This is a genomic window from Nostoc sp. FACHB-190, assembly GCF_014696905.1.
GTDB lineage: Bacteria > Cyanobacteriota > Cyanobacteriia > Cyanobacteriales > Nostocaceae > Nostoc_B.
Genome location: NZ_JACJQW010000042.1, coordinates 14,779 through 33,055 on the forward strand (window position 1 = coordinate 14,779; position 18,277 = coordinate 33,055).

Below are 18,277 nucleotides of genomic sequence, written 5' to 3' on the forward strand. Positions count from 1 at the left end.
TATCCATCAACTTCTCTGCAAGTAATTTTGCGGGTTAGTGTTTGAAAGTGACTAAACTAGGGTCAATATCTTGTATGGATGTGCAGCCACTCAGAGCCATCGCTACACTTAATTCATCTTGTAGCAGGGAGATGATATGGGATACGCCAACTTGTCCTGCTACAGCTAATCCCCAGAGTACGGGGCGACCGATTAGAACAGCTTTTGCGCCTAAAGCCAAGGCTTTGAGGATGTCTGTACCACGACGAATCCCGCCATCTACTAGCACTTCGGCTTGATTATCTACAGCAGCAACTATTTCAGCCAGTGCATCTAAAGAGGCGATCGCACCATCGAGTTGTCTGCCACCATGATTAGAAACTACAATTGCTTTGGCTCCATGCTCAACTGCTCGCATCGCATCATCAGCGCGTAAAATACCTTTGAGTACCAAAGGTAGTGGCGATAAGGACTGCAACCATTCCAAGTCATGCCAAGTTACAGCCGGGTTTAATTGCTGGGCAAAATAAGTAAACAATCCAGATTCTGCTGATTCTTGGGGAATATTCAACCCGGAAATATTGGTAATATTCGCCAATTGCAATCCAGGGGGTAAGCTAAAGGTGTTCCGCACATCTCGCTCTCGTCGTCCCAAAATTGGCGCATCCACAGTTACACACAGGGCTTGATAACCTGCGGCGTAAGCTCTTTCTACTAAATTCCGCGTTAAGGCTCGGTCTTTATGGATATACAGTTGGAACCATTGCAAGGCATTATGTTTGTAACCTACCGCCGCAACTTCTTCTAAGCTTTTGGTAGCCATTGTACTCAAGACCATACCCACACCTGCGGTAGCTGCGGCTAAGGTTGTGGCTAGTTCTCCCTGGGGATGGGCTAGACACTGAAACGCCATCGGTGCAATTAATATGGGTAGTTGTAAAGGCTTTCCTAAAATAGCGGTGCTTAAATTGCGATCGCTCACATCTACCAACATCCGAGGACGCAATTTTATGCGTTCAAAAGCAGTGCGGTTATCTCGTAGTGTAATTTCATCCCAAGCACCACTACTGTAATAATCAAAAGCCATCTGCGAGAGATGCTGTTTGGCTAACTGTTCATATTCCCAGAGGTTAATGGGTAAAGAGACATCTGTCATGATGACGAAAAATCAAAGGTTTGGGAGAGGATTGTTTGAAAAGGGTGTAAGGGTGTGAGGGTGTTTGAGAACGGTGTGAGGGTGTACTTCTCTGCGAGACGCTCCGCGAACGGCTGCGCTCAGTAACCGGGGGGTTTAGGTGAGCAAAACCCATACACTCCTATACCCAGTCTCAACAGACAATCTTTGTAAACCCAACCCATACACCCATACACCCAGCCTCAACAGACAATCTTGGTGCGCCTTACCCATCCCTACACCCATTCTTGACAGACCAACTTTGTATGTAAGTCCTGAATTAATTACTTCCCACCGTAGAAAAAGGCGATTTCTTTTTCCTTTAAGGGCGCAAAACCAGCATCGATGAGTTTTTGGTCAAGTTCTGGTTGGGGGATATGTTTTGCACCGATTCGCACAATCCGCGATCGCATGGTATTAGAAACGCCACTACGCTGTCTATTTGCTTCTAAGGCCATGACTTGATGATAAAGGTCTAGCTTGGCACTAGGAATGGGACTTCCATCAAAATCTATCCCTTTAGCGATCGCTTCATCAATCGCATCTGCACCCTTGGTTGTGGAATTTACTTGATTAGTTTCAGCAGTCATGGCTATTTGCTCTTTCTTTGCTCTGGGTAGATTTTACCAGGACTGATGCACAAAGATTATCTGTTGAGGCTGGGGGTGGGGAGTGTGGGAGGTGTGGGGAGTGTGGGGGGTGTGGGAGGTTTGGGAATTTAGTCAAGTAACCAATCATCTGCATGGGTAATCATCTTGACTAACCCACTAAGGACTTGATTGTAAGGAGCGTAGAGTTCTCTTCCTTGTTCAACGGTAAGATATTGACATTTCACAGCAAACTTTAACCAAACTTGAATTTCTGCTGCCTCTGCTTCACAATCATTGAGTTTAGCGACAAAAGCGGCTTTATATCGCCGGTTTCTCCAAGCCTCTGCCATATTTGCACAGACAGAGCGAGAGGAGCGACGAATTTGGTCAGTATGATGAAGAAGTTTTTTCTCATGATTCCATATTCTCACAGTGAGACAATAAAAATGAGATCGCCCTTCTTTGGTAAAGTACAACAAGCGATCGCCCATGCTCACCAAACAGTAAAATTACTCTCAAATTTTGTACATTTAATTAATTCGCGCCCGTAACCAAGCCTGTAAATCAGCTACGCCTGTAAAATCGAGCCATGCTTCACCCAAATCTTCCAACATTTGCAATGGCAAACCCGCAACCATAGAACGCGTCTCTTGGGTAAGTTCTCCAAACCGCTTGGTTAATTGTCTGATAATAATATTCGCTGTCGCTTCTCGTGTTTGTTCTCGTCCTTCCTCTCGTCCTTCCTCTCGTCCTTCCTCTCGTCCTTGCTCTCGTGCTTCTTCTTGAACTTCTTCTTTAATTTCCTGATAAACTCTCGTTTTCTTCAGTGTGATGTCTAACATTGACTCCACCTCTCTTAGACTCAGTTGCTCAAACCGATATGTCATGATTGTCGTGATGATTTCAATTATGGCACGACTTGTTAATGAAGAAGCTTCTTGACGACTTCTTGCTAATAAATACCTAGCTTCTGTGGGGGCTTGTTCTTCTTCTAGGGTAGTTAATACCATTACCGCTACCCACAAAGGTAAAGAACGAATTTCTCCCAACTCATCCAAATATACTCGATGTACTTGGTTGCCGTTGAGTAATGTTCTGTGAGGATGAGTATCACTCTGTTCAATACTACGTGATGGATAAATTATCACTGCTTGCCAATCACTAAATCTGTCACGGTTGCGGTAAAAATACAGCGAAGATTCTGCAAATACTCTTTCATAAAGCTTTTCATCTTTTTGAAACTGCACCTCACAGAAATAGACAATACCCGGACTGGCATTTTCTGGTGGTAAGAATACTCCATCAATTTCAAACTTAGGTTCTTTGACAGCTACTGAGTCAAATTTATATTCACCTGCATTTGCTGGAGGATTTGTTAAGAGTTCAAATAATAAAGTAGGAGATTGTTGGAATAATTTGTAAAAAATCGAATCTCGGCGCATGAAGGGTTGCTGTGGGAATATATGACTTGATGATAAAGGTCTAGCTTGGCACTAGGAATGGGCGTTCCATCAAAATCTATCCCTTTAGCGATCGCTTGGTCAATGGCATCTGCACCTGTAGTTGGGGAATTTGCTTGATTAGTTTCAGCAGTTATGGCTATTTGCTCTTTCTTTGCTCTGGGTAGATTTTACCAGGACTAGACCCTTGGCATTTTGAGAAATTTTGGATTAACCTCGAACCATCGGTATAGGAATAGGTGAGGCTATGTCTGAGGCTCACATCTCTCAAAACAACGATCGCACCCTCGAAAAAGCACTAACTAACAGGATTATTGATGACTATTTTGATAATTCCGAAAGTTGGCTAAGAGCGATTTTGCGTATGTGTATATTCTCTTTAGCTCACTTGAACAAAAAACCAGTATTTATTGTGGAATGCCCCAATCAAGCTGTAGCTAAACGTTTAAGTCGCAAAACATATCCATTCCGGGGGCTAGTATACTATTTAACCGATAATTTATACAGTGGCGATCGCACGTTGTTTTGTTATCAGGATACCAAGGACGGTACTTGGCATTGTTTTGATACTAGTACCAATTCTTGGAAAAATTTGAATAACTTGCGATCGCGGGGCTGAAGTGTGAAGTATGAAGTGTGAAGTCTGAAGTCTTCTACCTTGTCCCCCTTGTCTCCCTTGTCAATGATCACTAAACCAGGACGAATGACCATTGACAAAGGACTCCCCAAACCAAATCAGCCAGTATTTCGCATTCCCGCAGCAATACCATTAATGGTTAACAGTGCGCCCCGGAGTAATTCGCCTTTGCTGTAACGGGAGTGAATCACACCAGAGGTAGCTGTAGTATTTTTGGCTTGGCGCAGGCGTTTGAGTAATGAAACCTGGATGAACCCTAGCGGTACAATTGTCCCATTACGTAATTGTACTGAACGCTGCAATACCGGATCACCATCTAACAGTCGAGTGTGACCAGTGATTTTCAGGACGAAATCTTTTGTGAGATAGTATTCACTGGCGATTTGCTCAAAGACTACCTCGAAGCGTTCTTTGTCTTCTGGGTTGGATAATTCCTGGACGTAGTGTCGCGCCATTTGGATATCGACTTTCGCCAGTGTCATTTCTGCTTTGGAAATAACCATTTTGAAGAACGGCCACTTCATATAAAAGTAGCGGAGTAATTTCAGGTGTTCTTCTGGTTCTTCATTCAAAAATTCTTGCAAAGCTGTTCCAACACCATACCAAGAAGGTAGTAAAACTCTGGTTTGTGTCCAGCTAAATACCCAAGGAATCGCCCGTAAACTGCTTAAATCTTTCTTTCCTGAAGGACGACGTGCGGGGCGAGAACTGATTTGCAGTTGGCTAATTTCTTCAATGGGGGTGACTTGGTTGAAAAAGTCAATGAAATCTGGTTGTTCGTAGATTAAAGCACGATAATGTTGCCGCGATCGCGCTGCTAGTTCTTCCATAATGTCGTTCCAAGGTTCAATATCATCAAACCCTGTCCGCAGCAAACTGGCTTGAATTACCGCAGTGGTGACGGTTTCTAAGTTGTATAACGCCAAGTCCACCAAGGAATATTTAGAAGCTAAGACTTCCCCTTGTTCGGTAATTTTAATTCGCCCGTTAATACTGTGGCCTGGCTGTGCCAAAATCGCCTCGTAAGCAGGGCCGCCACCTCTACCCACAGAACCGCCGCGACCGTGGAAAATTCTTAAATCAACACCATATTCTTCGGCGATTTTCTGCAATGATTTTTGGGCTTTGTGAATTTCCCAGTTGCTACTTAAGAAGCCAGAGTCTTTGTTACTGTCGGAATATCCCAACATGACTTCTTGTAAGTCGGGTGTAATTGTGGAATGGGGATTTGCTTCAGCATCAGAAAGCCTTTGCTGAATATTTTCGTAGCCGCCAGCCAATAAAGCCCGATACGAGGGAAGTTCAAACAGCTGACGCATAATGCTGCGGGAACGCTGTAAGTCTTCTACGGTTTCAAATAACGGTACAACTTGAATTGTGCCAACAGCAATGGCTGGGTCAAATAATCTTGCTTCTTTGGCTAAGAGTAAAACTTCTAGTACGTCGCTGACTTGACGGCACATACTAATAATGTAAGTTTGGCAAATGTTAACACCAAACTCTTGTTGCAGCGTTCGCAAAATTCGGAAGGTTTCAATGATATCGTTGGTTTTTTCGGAAAATGGCAATTCCGCCGGAATTAAGGGGCGGCGGGTTTGCAATTCGGAAGTTAACCAAGCCACGCGCTGTTCTTCTGAGAGGTCGTTGTATGCTTGGGGTAAAACTTGCAGATAGTCCAAAATTTCATTTAGCGCATCCGAATGGCGGGTCGATTCTTGGCGGATATCTAACTGTGTCAAGTTAAAGTCAAAGATTTCGACTTGACATATCAAATTATCCAGTTCTCGGCAACTTAAGCCCGTTTCGCTCAAATTGCGTTGAATTAGTCGTAATTCTGCCAAGAAATCTGCCCCAGAACGATACATTGGTGCATCTTCGTTGCTGGGCGTTTCCCGTTTATATAATGCTAAATTGCGATCGCGGGTATTTTCTAACCGTCTCAATACATAAGACAACTTCAACCGATAAGGTTCTTGGCGATAACGCAACGCTAAAGCATCATATATATCACTTAACTGTGACTGGTCTAATTCCAGCGATTCGAGTAAATCTGGTAAAACATCACTCCAGTGCATCGAGATGCTTAATAATTCAATCAGCTTTTTGACTGACTGAATATAGCGTTCCAGCACCATTTTGCGCTGATAGCAAGCTGTTTTCCAGGTAATTTCCGGTGTCACTGAGGGGTTCCCATCTCTATCGGAACCTACCCAAGAACCAAAGGAACAAAAGTTTTTCCGGGGCGGTTCTAACCAATCAAAGGTTTTACCCAAAGCATATTTAAACCGTTTATGCAGTTGGGGAATACCATCAAATAAGACTTCTTGGAAGTAGTGCAGGGCGTAATCTACTTCATCTAACACTGTGGGTTTAAATTGGTGGAGTTCATCGGTACGCCACCAGAGGCGAATTTCTTCTAGTAGCTTTTCGCGTAACTCCCCTGACTCCCAAGGATACGCACCAACACGATTTTCCACTGCGTCCATTTGTTGCAGGAGATTGACAACTTGTCTTTGTTTATCGCGGATGGTGTGACGGACAATTTCTGTGGGGTGGGCGGTGAACACCAAGCGCACATCTAACTGGGAAATTAAACGCTGAATTTGTTGGGGTGGGACATTCAAATCATACAAATAAGGAAACAGCGTGGCAAAAGTGCCTTTTTGTTTATTTTGCATTTTGCCCACCCAGCTTTTAGCCAACAAATCTGAACCGATACCTTTGTTGACAAAGGCATCATCTTCTTTATCGTTGGAGGAATAGGTACTTTCTGACATGGTGTCAGAAGTGGTGGTAATTTGATCGTCTATTTCGGAGTAGCGGGTAAGTTGCTGCTTCTGCTCATATTCTTGCTCAATAATGTTAATTAGCTGAAAATAAAGCGCAAAAGCCCTTGCTGCCCGAATGGCTTCATTAATATTCAGTTGTTCAATCAGTTTAACGGCGGCGGATGCTTGGTCGTTGGTGGCTTGTCCTTCTGGCGAACACAAATCGCGCAACTGCCCCAACAAATCTACCATTTTCTGTCCGCATTCTTGCCGCAAGACGTTCTCCCATAATTCTTCAACGATTTGGAGACGACGACGTAAAAACAATTCTGATGCAGGGTAATAATTCGCAGCGTGTGACACAGAGTATAAAAGCGAACTCATATTTGCTTCTCTTGTAAAGCCAATTACTGTTTACATTTTTGAACTTTGTGATTTACGCTCATTGTTTTCTATGAGCGATTTATTTTTTAAAGTATAAGTTTTAGCTTTTATTGGTTAATTCATTGTGACTGGGAAAGGGAAGAATCGGTAAGCGATCGCCGCGAAACAATTCTTCACTTGCTTGCCCGATAGATTCTAGGGCTTTGAGTGTGAACTTTTCGCTGGTCAGCAGCAGTAGTATAGACGCTGTACCTATTTCGAGGATAAAAGATTGGGGAATGCTAAACAAAACCAGATTTAGTCCGGGGTTGGGTGAAGATTGGGAGGTGATAGGAGGCATTGCTAATTTTTGGTGGTTGGCGAACGAGGAAAATGAAACGCAAAACTCAAAATCTGTATGACTTGCAACGATATAAGACTATCTTGGCCTATTTTGCAAGCACAGAAGGTAACAAAAGTGTTAAAAAAAAACAGCAAAATGTGATAGACATTATGGTTCTAGTTTACAAGTGCAGGCAATACCCCCGAATACTCGCTTCCTGTAAAGTTAACTGCCCATGAAAAAACTATTAGTAGATAGCCAGCAAATATTAGTGCAATGGGTAAGCCAAGCAACAGGGATTAACACTTTAGGGGTGAAAGTCCGGTTGCGGGGAAATGACCTACACATTCTTTGTGAAGCGATAGAGTGTCCTCTACGCTGGCGCACTCTTGCTGATTTGCTTCACGCACTCCAGCAAACAGATTTAGATGTCTTAACCAATAACGAACAACCCTCAATATACCAAGTATTGGTTTATGGGCGAAAAAAGGGCGAAAATCGCCCCGAATGGTGTCATCGGGTACATCTAAATCAATTAGACAAGCATTTAGAACAGGTAGAACAAGCCCTCAAAGACGCGGAAGCATCACAGCCGGGTGGGTCGCTAATTATATCAAATGAGAGTTTAGCCCGTCGCGGCGACCCGAATGCGATCGCTCATTATCTCAGTGAAACTCTCAGTTCTTTGGGTGTGGGAGTTCAAGTCAAAATTAAGCCACACCAACCCAAAGACAAAACCCAAGCCCCCACAAATCGTCTCTGGGTTTTTTGTCAATCTGTCTATAGTCCAGATTCTTCCTTATTAGCCGAAACCATTGCCCAAAAACTGCGACTATTAAAGTTGACGGGCTATCAAGATGCAGTCATTACCGCCCAAGTTAGTGGTGAAACAAATAATGATTGGGTACTGCGGGTAGATTTAACGCCCCCAGAGGTAATGCTGAAAGAATGGGCGCGTTGGGGAGATATACAAGCGATCGCTCGGCTGTTAACAGAAGTATTATTAGAATTTAAAGTTACCGTCCAAGCATCTCTCAAAGAATCAACTTTACACCTTTTCTGCTCCCCTGCGTTTGATCCGCTAGAAGATGCACCCGCACCCGATAAAACTCAATGTCTGGATATCATCGTATCGCACCTAGAAGCGATCGCACCTCAAGGCATTCTTGGCGCGACGATATACGGTCAAAAAACTGCCCAAAAGCAACCAGCTTGGATTGATTGGATTTCCCTACCTGCGGCACAACATCCAGCCTTGGCGACTTCCGCTTTAGAGTTAGCCACTAGGGGCGATGAACCAGCCACGCATTTCTTATTAGAACGCTTACTCAATACCGATTTAGAATGGCGCTTGAAAACAGGCGGGATACGTGTCCTTTTACTTCACAAAGGCGACTTGCTGCACATTATGTGTGATGCGCCTGTCTGTCCCAACCGCAAACAAGTCGCCAATAAAGTTACCCAGTTTGTCCGGCAGTTAAAGTTACCTGGAATCACTGGGGTGAGGGTTTACGGTCGTCGGGCTGGTAATAAAGAACCAGTTTGGCATCATGGCGCAGATTTTGTCCAACGCCAACGTTTAGTACCCGAAGCCACCCCAGAGTTTGCCGCCACCTCGGAATATGTGGGTGAATTGATAGTTAAAGACGGTCAAGAACCGATTTTTCGCCCTGATTTAACTTCCGAAGAAGTTCAAAATTTTGTTACAGAAGTCGCGCGAGATTGGGTTGTCAGCACTAGCACGGCAATTAAAAATTTCCTCTTAGGTACACAAATATTTACTGAATCTGGTCAGTCAAGCGCCGCCGACCCCGATTTACAAGGCGGACTGAAAGTGGCTTTGGTTTGGGGAACATTAGGATTATTGCTGACACTGCAAACCGATTGGATTAGCGGTCAAATTGTGGCGCGGACAGTACCTCCACCACAGGCTAGTGTAGCGGCTGCCCATGCCGAACCAAAGCCCCCACGCAAACCCAAACATCAAGAAAAAATCGAATTATTGAATAATTCCTCTGGGCAGAAATTATCAGGGTCGAAAAATTCTGGCTTCAACGCTTCTGGGTTTACTGTGAATGAAGATGATCCAGAAGCAACAGATTTAACAGCCGCACCATTAAAAGAAAAAGCCACAGCATCGGCAATTTTATTAGCAGCGCGATCGCAAATGCCCAGTTTTAATGCGCGGCAATTAGACGAACAACTAGCTTTATACCGCCAACAATTAAACATTAAAGGCAGTCCCCCAGATATTTTAATTATTGGTTCTTCGCGGGCTTTGCGCGGTGTTGACCCGGCGGCATTAGCCAAAGGTTTAGCCAAACAAGGATACCCAAATATTCAGGTGTTCAACTTTGGGGTGAATGGTGCAACAGCCCAAGTTGTCGATTTTATTATTCGTCAAGTTCTGGAGGTATCAGAATTACCCAAAGTGATTCTGTGGGCTGATGGTTCTCGCGCTTTTAACAGTGGTCGAGACGATATTACCTTTAATGCGATCGCGGCTTCCCCCGGTTATCAAAAAATCCTGGAAAAAGCCCAGAATACTGACGCTAATGAAGAAGCTGCTAACAATCCAGCAAAATCACCAGACAAGCAAAAAAACACAAAAAAAACCGATGAAGTTACTAGCTATCAAGCTATTAATAATGGGTTAAATCAAATTTTAGGAGCTTTTTCCAGTACCTATCAAAATCGTAACCAGCTTAAATCTCTGTTACATCAACAACTGGATAGTTTGCCATTAATTAGCGATCGCAATTCCAAAGACAATCAATCAACAGAATCGGTTACTGAAAGTTCAGATGATGAAACTTCACTGCAATCAGTTGATTTTGATGGCTTCTTACCTTTATCTGTGCGTTTCAACCCAGCGCGATACTATCAAAAACATCCCAGAGTCACAGGTAATTATGACAATGACTACAAATCATTTCAGATCGAAGGCAATCAAGATGCCGCCTTTCAAGAAGTTTTGAAGTTTACGCAGGCACAGCAAATCCCTCTCGTATTTATTAATATGCCTCTCACCGCCGAATATTTAGATCCAATTCGCAAAAAATACGAGCAAGAATTTCAACAATATATGATTCGGTTAGCCACAAATCCTAATTTTATTTATCGGGATTTTAGCCAACTTTGGCCCAGGAAAAATGACTATTTCTCTGACCCCAGCCATCTGAATCGCTTTGGTGCTTACGAAGTCTCGAAAAAATTAGCGATCGACCCGGTGATTTCTTGGCCTACAAAGTAAGTGCTGAGTAATGTACACTTCGACTCCGCTCAGTGTACGTTTTGAGTAATGAGGTATAGCCGAACCACTACCTCCTGCTTTATAGCAAATGACAAATGACAATTGACCAATGACCAAAATATGAACTTTATTTCAATTTCTTACGCCATATTTCTGCTGAGTATATTAGGCATTTACTGGACTGTTGCCGAACAAAAATGGCGATTGTGGATTTTATTAATTGCTAGTATTGCCTTTTATGCTTCTTGGAGTATTCAATACATCCCACTGTTATTAGCACTGACCTTTATTAACTTTCGCTTAGGTAGAGAAATCGGCAAAAATACTTCGCCGGGAGACCATAGTCTTGATTGGCGCATATCTAATGAAGAATGGCAATATGCCAATGCTGATTGGAATAGTCGCCGTCTGAAATTGTTATCGCTAGGTATAGTATTAAATGTTTTATTACTTCTAGGATTTAAATATATTTCGCCGATATTAAACTTAGTTTTTCCTATCCAATCAAGTTCACCGGAAACATCTTTTAAAGTTATTGCACCGTTGGGAATTTCATTTTTTACCTTTGAGTGTATTGCTTATCTAATCGATGTTTATCGTGGCGCTCCGGCTACTGACCATTTTCTCAAATTTGCGACATATAAACTCTTTTTTGCCAAACTAATTTCCGGGCCAATTACCCGCTATCACAACTTAGCAACTCAATTTAATACACTGCAATTTCCCACAGCCGAGAGAGGTACAGAAGCATTATGGTTAATTGCTAGAGGTGCAATTAAAAAAGGACTCTTGGCAGATAATTTGGGGATTTTTGTTGATTTATGTTTTGGGAATTTGCCCCGCGCAGGTAGTACTGATTTGTGGTTGGCGACTTTTGCTTATGGTTTGCAACTGTATTTAGATTTTAATGGCTATGTAGATATTGCCCGTGGTACAGCATTGCTATTTGGTTTAGTTTTGCCAGAAAATTTTGATTTTCCTTACTTTAGTACTAGCATTGCTGATTTTTGGCGACGCTGGCATATAACTTTAGGTGATTGGTTGCGGAACTATGTTTACTTTCCTTTGGGTGGTTCTCGTCGCGGTTTGATGCGTACCTGCTGGAATTTATTCCTGGTGATGGTAATTGCAGGTATTTGGCACGGTTCCGCCTGGGGTTTCTTTGTGTGGGGTATTCTCCACGGTATTGCTTTAGCCGTACATCGAATCACAGATGATTGGAGCGATCGCAACGAAAAACTAGCCCAATTCTGGCAAAATCCTATTGGTATATTTATTGCTTGGCTATTGACACAGTTGATGGTTTTCACTTCTTGGATTTGGTTTCGTTTACCCAATCTTCAAGATTCTTCTTTAGCAATTCAACACCTTTGGGGTTACAAAGCTGATGCACAGTTCGCCCAAAAAGTATATGTAGAAGCTTTAACTATTAGCCCTTATCAACTCTCTTGGTTATTGGGAATTTTAGCGGCTTGTATGGCCTTGGTCTATGCTGTGAACGGTCGATTAAAACTAGAGTTAAACTGGCCTATCAAGCTGGTTTTCGTACCTTTATGTTTTTATATTGTCTGGTTACTAGCTCCCGAAGGCGGTCTACCTTACATCTATTTTGATTTTTAGTTTATGACAGGTGATAGGTGATAGGTTACAGGTTACAGGTTAACTTGAATTCTATAGAAATTTTCCTAAGAGCCTCCCTCTACTAAAAGGTGCTGCGGCGCATACACAAGTCCAAAATTTCTATGTTGAAGCCCTTCCCGCCTAGAACTAAAGTTCCAGGCTCATAGCCAAAGTCCACTCAAGTGGACTGGAATAAAATCCTTTTTGAGTTCTCTTTAGAGAACTTGCGCTATGAGACTCGGAATTAATTCCGAGGCGGGACAGATGCACTCAACTCAGATGTGTGTTTACACCGTAGCGCCTAGAGACTATTCTCATTCAGAATTCTGACTCCTGAATTCTGAATTCTTTTGAGAATTTAAACTACCACCTTCTCTAAAATCAATTTAGAACGCTTCACTTGTTCAGGAATAGCCACTGGGTAATCTCCTGTAAAGCAAGCAGAACAAAAACTATTGGTGTCTTCTCCTGTTGCTTTCAGCATTCCTTCCCAACTGAGGTAGGCGAGAGAATTTACTTCTAATTGTTGGGCAATTTCGGCAACGGATTTGGTAGCCGCAATTAATTGATCTTGGCTATCAGTATCAATGCCATAAAAGCAAGGATGAGTGACAGGGGGTGAAGAAATTCGCATGTGAACTTCAGCCGCACCCGCATCACGCAAGGCTTTGACTAATTTGCGGCTGGTAGTACCCCGCACAATTGAATCATCCACAATCACAACTCGTTTACCCGCCAAGACATCTTTAAGCGGGTTGAGTTTCATCCGAATACCAGACTCGCGCATATTTTGAGTTGGTTGAATAAAAGTGCGCCCAACGTAGCGATTTTTAATCAAGCCTTCGCCATAACTAACACCGGAAGCTTGGGAAAATCCTATCGCTGCGGGGATACCAGAATCAGGTACGCCAAACACAATATCAGCTTCAACATTAGATTCAGCCGCGAGTTGTCTGCCTAAGCGCATCCGATAGCTATATAAACTTTCGTTGTGCATCACGCTATCAGGACGGGCAAAGTAAATCATTTCAAAGATGCACAATTTACGTTGCGGCTTTCGACTCCAATGGAAGGAAGCCAAACCTTCTTCGGTTATCCAAACTAATTCTCCCGGTTCAACATCTCGTAGGTATTCAGCCCCAATAATGTCTAAACCGCAAGTTTCCGAAGACAAGACATAACGAACGGGATTTGTCCCCACGGTACCAATTACCAAAGGACGAATACCATTAGGATCACGGGTTCCCATTACCCCAACTGGTGTACCAATAACTAAACTAAAGGCTCCTTGGCAACGGTGAAAGGCTTGAATTGCGCCGTCTAGCCAATCTGCACCAGCGTTGACTGCTTCGGCGATCGCAAAGGCAATCATTTCTGAGTCAGTTGTCGTGACTAAGTTAAAATTGCTCTTAACCAATTCATCACGTAATTGTGTTGTATTGACAAGATTACCGTTATGTGTTAGAGCTAAATTGCCTAAGCGAGTCTCAACTACAGCAGGTTGAGCATTCACTTTGCGGCTAGAACCAGTGGTGGAATAGCGGGTGTGACCAACAGCAAGATTTCCCGGCAATTCTTCTAAAATAGATTCGTTGAAGACTTGAGACACCAAGCCCATATCTTTGTGTAGATGGACTTTTGTCCCCTCAAAGGTGGCAATGCCAGCAGATTCTTGACCCCTGTGCTGGAGGGCATACAATCCAAAGTAGGTTAGTTTGGCAACGTCTTCTCCTGGTGCGTAAATTCCAAAGACACCGCAAGCTTCTTCGGGCTTGTCAGGACGGTCATTATTTGAGTTGAAATGAGATTCGGGGTATTCATCCGAAGTCACAGAATCAATGGGAATCATGCTGGCTTTGCTCCTGATTGGGGTGTCAAGTCACTGGGGTTATGGCTTGAGGTGGCTGTACCATTTGGGATTTTGGGTTGTCAAACGGTGAGTATGTAACCTTTTGAGCAATCCGTCTCCGCATTCACTTTTTGAAAGTGTTATGGTCTATTCTTAACAAATCTTTAACCACTTATTAAAACAGTACCCTAAGAAGTCTGAAGTATGAAGTCTGAAGTGTGAAATTTTTGACTTCAGACGAGATACTTTTTTAGGACTGAGTGTGTGCAGCTAGACGTTTAGCGATCGCATGATTGTAACGATCCTTCATATCTTCCATACTAACTGCGATTAAGGTCTGGTTATCGGTAGTTAAAACCGTCAAACCAGCACCATAATTACCAACGATGCCTAATTTTTGCCATTCTTGAGGCAGATGTTCTTGTAAATATGATTCCCAGATTTCTTGGTGTTCTGATCCCACAGAAACAATAATTCTTGCGCCAGCTTCACCAAATAGCACTTCATCCAAACGCGGTAACTGATTTGGCGAAATTTCTAATTGTACTTCTGCTCCCAAATTGCCAGTAATCGAAGATTCTGCCAAAGCCACAACTAATCCACCCTCAGCGCAATCATGGGCTGAACGCACCCAACCAGAACGAATACCATCACGGCAAACCTGCTGCACACGGCGTTCCAAGTCAAAATTTACCCTTGGTGGTCTGCCAGCTACAGTATTGTGGATGGTAGCCAGATATTCTGATGCGCCTAATTCCACTTTGGACTGTACAGTTAACCCTAGTAAATAAATCGCATCACCGCTTGCTTGCCAAGCTTGACCGCAAATTTTAGTGAAATCAGGAATTAAACCCACCATTCCCACCACAGGAGTCGGATAAATTGGTTGGGGGTTGCCTTGAGAATCGACAGTTTCATTGTAAAGAGAGACATTTCCCCCTGTGACTGGTGTGGCTAGTTCTCGACAACCTTCTGCTAAACCGCGACAAGCTTCAGCTAATTGCCAATAACCAATGGGTTTTTCGGGACTGCCAAAATTCAGGTTATCGGTAACAGCTAATGGTTCTGCACCCACACAACTGAGGTTGCGGGCGGCTTCGGCAACGACAGCCTTAGCACCCTCATAGGGATCAAGGTAAACATAGCGGGGATTGCAATCTACCGTAGCAGCAACGGCAGATTTCAGATTTGGTGATGTGAGATTGGGGATGGCTTCTAATGGTCTTAAACGCACCACAGCCGCATCTGCACCACCGGGAAGGACGACAGTGTTGTTTTGTACTTGATGGTCGTACTGACGGTATACCCAATTTTTCGAGGCGATCGTGGGTGTATTGAGTAAAGTCAATAAGATATGATTCCAACTGTGGCTACCGATCCCCGCAGTTGTGCAAGCAGGTAAACTATCTGCTGTCCATGTCCAAGCTTGGCGGGCGTATTCTGGCGGTTCTGCCAATAACTCACGTTCGTAAAGTGGCGTATTTTCTGCCAAAGCATCAGCCGGAATTTCTGCCGCAATTTTCCCCCGGAATAAAATCCTGACGATGGGTTCTGCAATTACTGTCCCAGCCACAACCGCTTGAAGCCCCCACCGATGGAAAATATCAATTAACTCCTGTTCCCGGCCTTTGTGGGCAACAAACAACATTCGTTCTTGCGATTCCGACAGTAAATATTCGTAGGGAACCATCTCAGTTTCCCGCACCGGAATCTTATTTAAATCTAATTCAATGCCGACACCGCCCTTGGCTGCCATTTCTGAGGTAGAGCAGGTGATACCGGCTGCACCCATATCCTGGGCGGCAACCACTGCGCCAGTTTTAAACGCTTCTAGACAAGCTTCAATTAACGACTTTTCTAAAAATGGGTCGCCGACTTGCACCGCCGGACGGTCATCCATTGACGCATCAGTTAATTCGGCACTGGCGAAACTTGCGCCACCCATCCCATCGCGTCCGGTGGTAGAACCCACATACAATACAGGATTACCAATGCCCGATGCCCCAGATTTGACAATTTCCGGCGTTTCCATCAATCCCAAAGCCATGACGTTAACTAAAGGATTTCCTGCATAAGCAGGGTCAAAGTATACTTCGCCACCAACTGTGGCTACGCCAACACAGTTGCCATAATGGCTGATTCCTGCTACTACCCCAGTAAATAGCCTTTGGGTTTTCGGATCATCGAGAGAACCAAAGCGCAATGAGTTTAACAAAGCAATGGGACGCGCACCCATTGTAAAAATATCTCTGAGGATACCACCGACACCTGTGGCAGCTCCTTGGAAGGGTTCAACGGCAGAGGGATGGTTATGAGATTCAATTTTAAAAGCGAGGCGTAGTCCTTCACCCAGGTCAACCACACCCGCATTTTCACCAGGGCCTACGAGAATGCGGGGGCCTGTGGTCGGAAATTGTTTGAGTAAGGGTCGGGAATTTTTGTAACAGCAATGTTCTGACCACATCACCCCAAACATTCCCAGTTCTGCTTTGTTAGGATGGCGGCCTAAACGTCGCACAATTTCTGCATATTCTTCGGGCTTAATACCTTCGGCGGCAATTTCTTTGGGAGAAAACGGATCTTTGGGGGTGGTGGTCATGGGAATAATGCACCAAGGGGACAGAAGACTATTTTATAGTTAATGGTCAATATAAAAATTCGGTTTGATTTCTGAATCTAGTTGTATGGGCAGGGAATGGGGAGTGGGGAGTAGGGAGTGGGGAGTAGGGAGTAGGCAAGAAGTCTTATTTGGGCGTACTGGCTTTTTTCATAAATCAAATTATGAGTCCTATAGTCACAGGACTTACACACAAAGATTGTCTATGAAGATTGGGTGTAAGGGTTTGTGGCGTAAAGGTTTTAGATACATACACCCCTATACCCTCTACCCCTACACCATCGCCAAAACTCTTGATTTTTCGTTTTTATGCGTAAGTCCTAAGTCATTGGCTATTTGTGCTTTGTTTTTCCCCATCTGTAACTGCTGTTGTAGCTCTAAGCTTGTCCGTTGTTACACACTTAAGTAGATACCGCTCGATAGTAACACTCAAGTGACGACAATCACATAGAAACATGATTGAGATCGTCTCTCGCCCTTTGCCAAATTGGCATAATTACATACAACTGAACTCTAGCCGAGTCATTAATAGGGAACACACTAATCGCCGACAGCTTTGATAAAAAACTGTCGGCTTTTTGTATTTGGGAGTTGGGGGAGTGGGGGGAGTGTGGGAGGTGTGGGAGGTGTGGGAGGTGTGGGGAGTGTGGGAGGTGTGGGAGGTGTGGGGAGTGTGGGAGGTGTGGGGAGTGTGGGAAGTGTGGGGAGTGGGGGAAGTGTGGGGAGTGACCATTGACTAATGACTAATGACTAATGACCAAATAAAATTTCCCCACAGTTGGTTGATAGCTAGACACAGAGATGGCCAAAGCCACTACCAAATGTGGGGAGAGTATGATCAAATTAGAGTTGTTATGTTTTGAGTGCTAACACTCAGCACTCACTTTAAGAGACAGTCCTGATGAAACTGATTTCAAAAGCCAAGCATGAAAGGGCGACTAGTGTGTTTACTCAGCACTTTCAACTCAGCAACGCCACTGAGGGAGTCGGCAGAGCCGCCCAACGCAGTGGCTCCTCAGCACTTTCAACTCAGGAAGACACATCTAAAGAAGCAAAACAAACTTTGGCTTATGACATCGCTTGAATGATGTAATCAAAGTATGGTGCTGCTGCTGCTGCGTCGTCTGCACTGAGTAAGTCAAGGGAGGCTTTTTTCAGACAACTGATGGCTTCTACCATTCCAGGAACGGGAACACCAAGGGAGTTGTACATTTCGCGCACACCAATTAAACCGATTTTTTCAATTGGTTCTTTGTCACCAGCAAGTACGCCATAGGTAATCAGGCGTAAATACCAGCCAAAGTCACGGATACACAATGCACGTTGGCGTTCACCGTAGGCATTGCCACCGGGTGCGATAAAATCAGGGCGCTTCTGCCAAAGTTGCTTGGTGGCTTCCTGAACTATCTTTTTTTCATTTTCGGAAAGGGTAGCAGCAATACGAGTCCGTTGCTCACCTGTTTGCAAAAAGTCTTTGATACTTTTGAGTTCGCCACTGCTGGGATAACGCAGTTCGTCGTCGGCTTTGAGAATAACTTGGCTAATTACAGTCATGATTATTGTAATCACGAGAAATATTATTTGCTAGTTTAACGAGTTGGAGGTACAGAGGGGAAGGGAAATC

General features: G+C 43.9%; 14 protein-coding genes and 1 pseudogene. 5 read left to right on the forward strand and 10 right to left on the reverse strand.

Translation table 11 applies throughout. From position 1 onward, the window contains the following. Positions 1-34: 34 nt before the first annotated feature. From H6G28_RS29855 to H6G28_RS37075, 5 genes and pseudogenes are all read right to left on the reverse strand, one after another. On the reverse strand, positions 35-1,135 hold the full coding sequence (locus H6G28_RS29855) for a glycolate oxidase (RefSeq protein ID WP_190594668.1): 1,101 nt from the start codon (positions 1,133-1,135) through the stop codon (positions 35-37). Between the two features lie 302 nt (positions 1,136-1,437). Then, the gene (locus tag H6G28_RS29860) at positions 1,438-1,743 is read right to left on the reverse strand and encodes a small RNA NsiR4-regulated ssr1528 family protein (RefSeq protein WP_190676343.1); all 306 of its coding nucleotides are present in this window, start codon (positions 1,741-1,743) and stop codon (positions 1,438-1,440) included. A gap of 128 nt (positions 1,744-1,871) precedes the next feature. After that, entirely contained in the window at positions 1,872-2,234 is a 363-nt protein-coding gene (locus H6G28_RS29865; RefSeq protein WP_190676385.1) for a four helix bundle protein, read from the reverse strand. A gap of 39 nt (positions 2,235-2,273) precedes the next feature. After that, positions 2,274-3,185: an Rpn family recombination-promoting nuclease/putative transposase gene (locus H6G28_RS29870; RefSeq protein WP_190594666.1), complete on the reverse strand. Its 912-nt coding sequence runs from the start codon at positions 3,183-3,185 to the stop codon at positions 2,274-2,276. 5 nt (positions 3,186-3,190) lie between these two features. Next, a pseudogene (locus H6G28_RS37075) lies at positions 3,191-3,340 on the reverse strand (DUF4090 family protein); the annotation flags it as partial. A gap of 110 nt (positions 3,341-3,450) precedes the next feature. Here H6G28_RS37075 and H6G28_RS29880 point away from each other — a divergent pair. Beyond that, positions 3,451-3,822, forward strand: coding sequence for a hypothetical protein (locus H6G28_RS29880; protein WP_190676345.1), 372 nt, complete (start codon positions 3,451-3,453; stop codon positions 3,820-3,822). A gap of 116 nt (positions 3,823-3,938) precedes the next feature. On the opposite strand, the gene ppc is transcribed toward H6G28_RS29880, so the two are convergent. Beyond that, positions 3,939-6,992 (reverse strand): phosphoenolpyruvate carboxylase, encoded by a 3,054-nt coding sequence (gene ppc, locus H6G28_RS29885; protein WP_190594664.1) that lies wholly within the window; start codon positions 6,990-6,992, stop codon positions 3,939-3,941. A gap of 100 nt (positions 6,993-7,092) precedes the next feature. Then, a complete protein-coding gene (locus H6G28_RS29890; RefSeq protein ID WP_190594663.1) occupies positions 7,093-7,332 on the reverse strand; it encodes a hypothetical protein in 240 nt (79 codons plus the stop codon). A 217-nt stretch (positions 7,333-7,549) separates the two neighbouring features. Between H6G28_RS29890 and H6G28_RS29895 the strand changes: the two genes are divergently transcribed. After that, positions 7,550-10,567, forward strand: a complete 3,018-nt coding sequence (locus H6G28_RS29895; protein ID WP_190676347.1) for a DUF1574 family protein — start codon at positions 7,550-7,552, stop codon at positions 10,565-10,567. Between the two features lie 120 nt (positions 10,568-10,687). Further along, positions 10,688-12,187 (forward strand): MBOAT family O-acyltransferase, encoded by a 1,500-nt coding sequence (locus tag H6G28_RS29900; protein ID WP_190676349.1) that lies wholly within the window; start codon positions 10,688-10,690, stop codon positions 12,185-12,187. A gap of 358 nt (positions 12,188-12,545) precedes the next feature. Here H6G28_RS29900 and purF read toward each other — a convergent pair whose 3' ends face one another. Beyond that, positions 12,546-14,036 carry an amidophosphoribosyltransferase gene (gene purF / locus H6G28_RS29905; RefSeq protein WP_190676351.1) on the reverse strand — a complete coding sequence of 497 codons (1,491 nt, stop codon included), beginning with the start codon at positions 14,034-14,036 and terminating at the stop codon, positions 12,546-12,548. A 250-nt stretch (positions 14,037-14,286) separates the two neighbouring features. Further along, a complete protein-coding gene (gene purL / locus H6G28_RS29910) occupies positions 14,287-16,635 on the reverse strand; it encodes a phosphoribosylformylglycinamidine synthase subunit PurL (protein WP_190676354.1) in 2,349 nt (782 codons plus the stop codon). 628 nt (positions 16,636-17,263) lie between these two features. On the opposite strand from purL, the gene H6G28_RS37525 reads away from it, so the two are divergent. Both H6G28_RS37525 and H6G28_RS29915 read left to right on the forward strand, forming a co-directional pair. Further along, the gene (locus tag H6G28_RS37525; RefSeq protein WP_277883266.1) at positions 17,264-17,389 is read left to right on the forward strand and encodes a hypothetical protein; all 126 of its coding nucleotides are present in this window, start codon (positions 17,264-17,266) and stop codon (positions 17,387-17,389) included. 165 nt (positions 17,390-17,554) lie between these two features. Further along, on the forward strand, positions 17,555-17,737 hold the full coding sequence (locus H6G28_RS29915; protein WP_190594659.1) for a hypothetical protein: 183 nt from the start codon (positions 17,555-17,557) through the stop codon (positions 17,735-17,737). Here H6G28_RS29915 and H6G28_RS29920 read toward each other — a convergent pair. Continuing rightward, positions 17,722-18,207 (reverse strand): allophycocyanin subunit alpha-B, encoded by a 486-nt coding sequence (locus H6G28_RS29920; RefSeq protein ID WP_190594658.1) that lies wholly within the window; start codon positions 18,205-18,207, stop codon positions 17,722-17,724. The two genes, H6G28_RS29915 and H6G28_RS29920, sit on opposite strands and share 16 nt — an antisense overlap. Positions 18,208-18,277 lie beyond the last annotated feature (70 nt).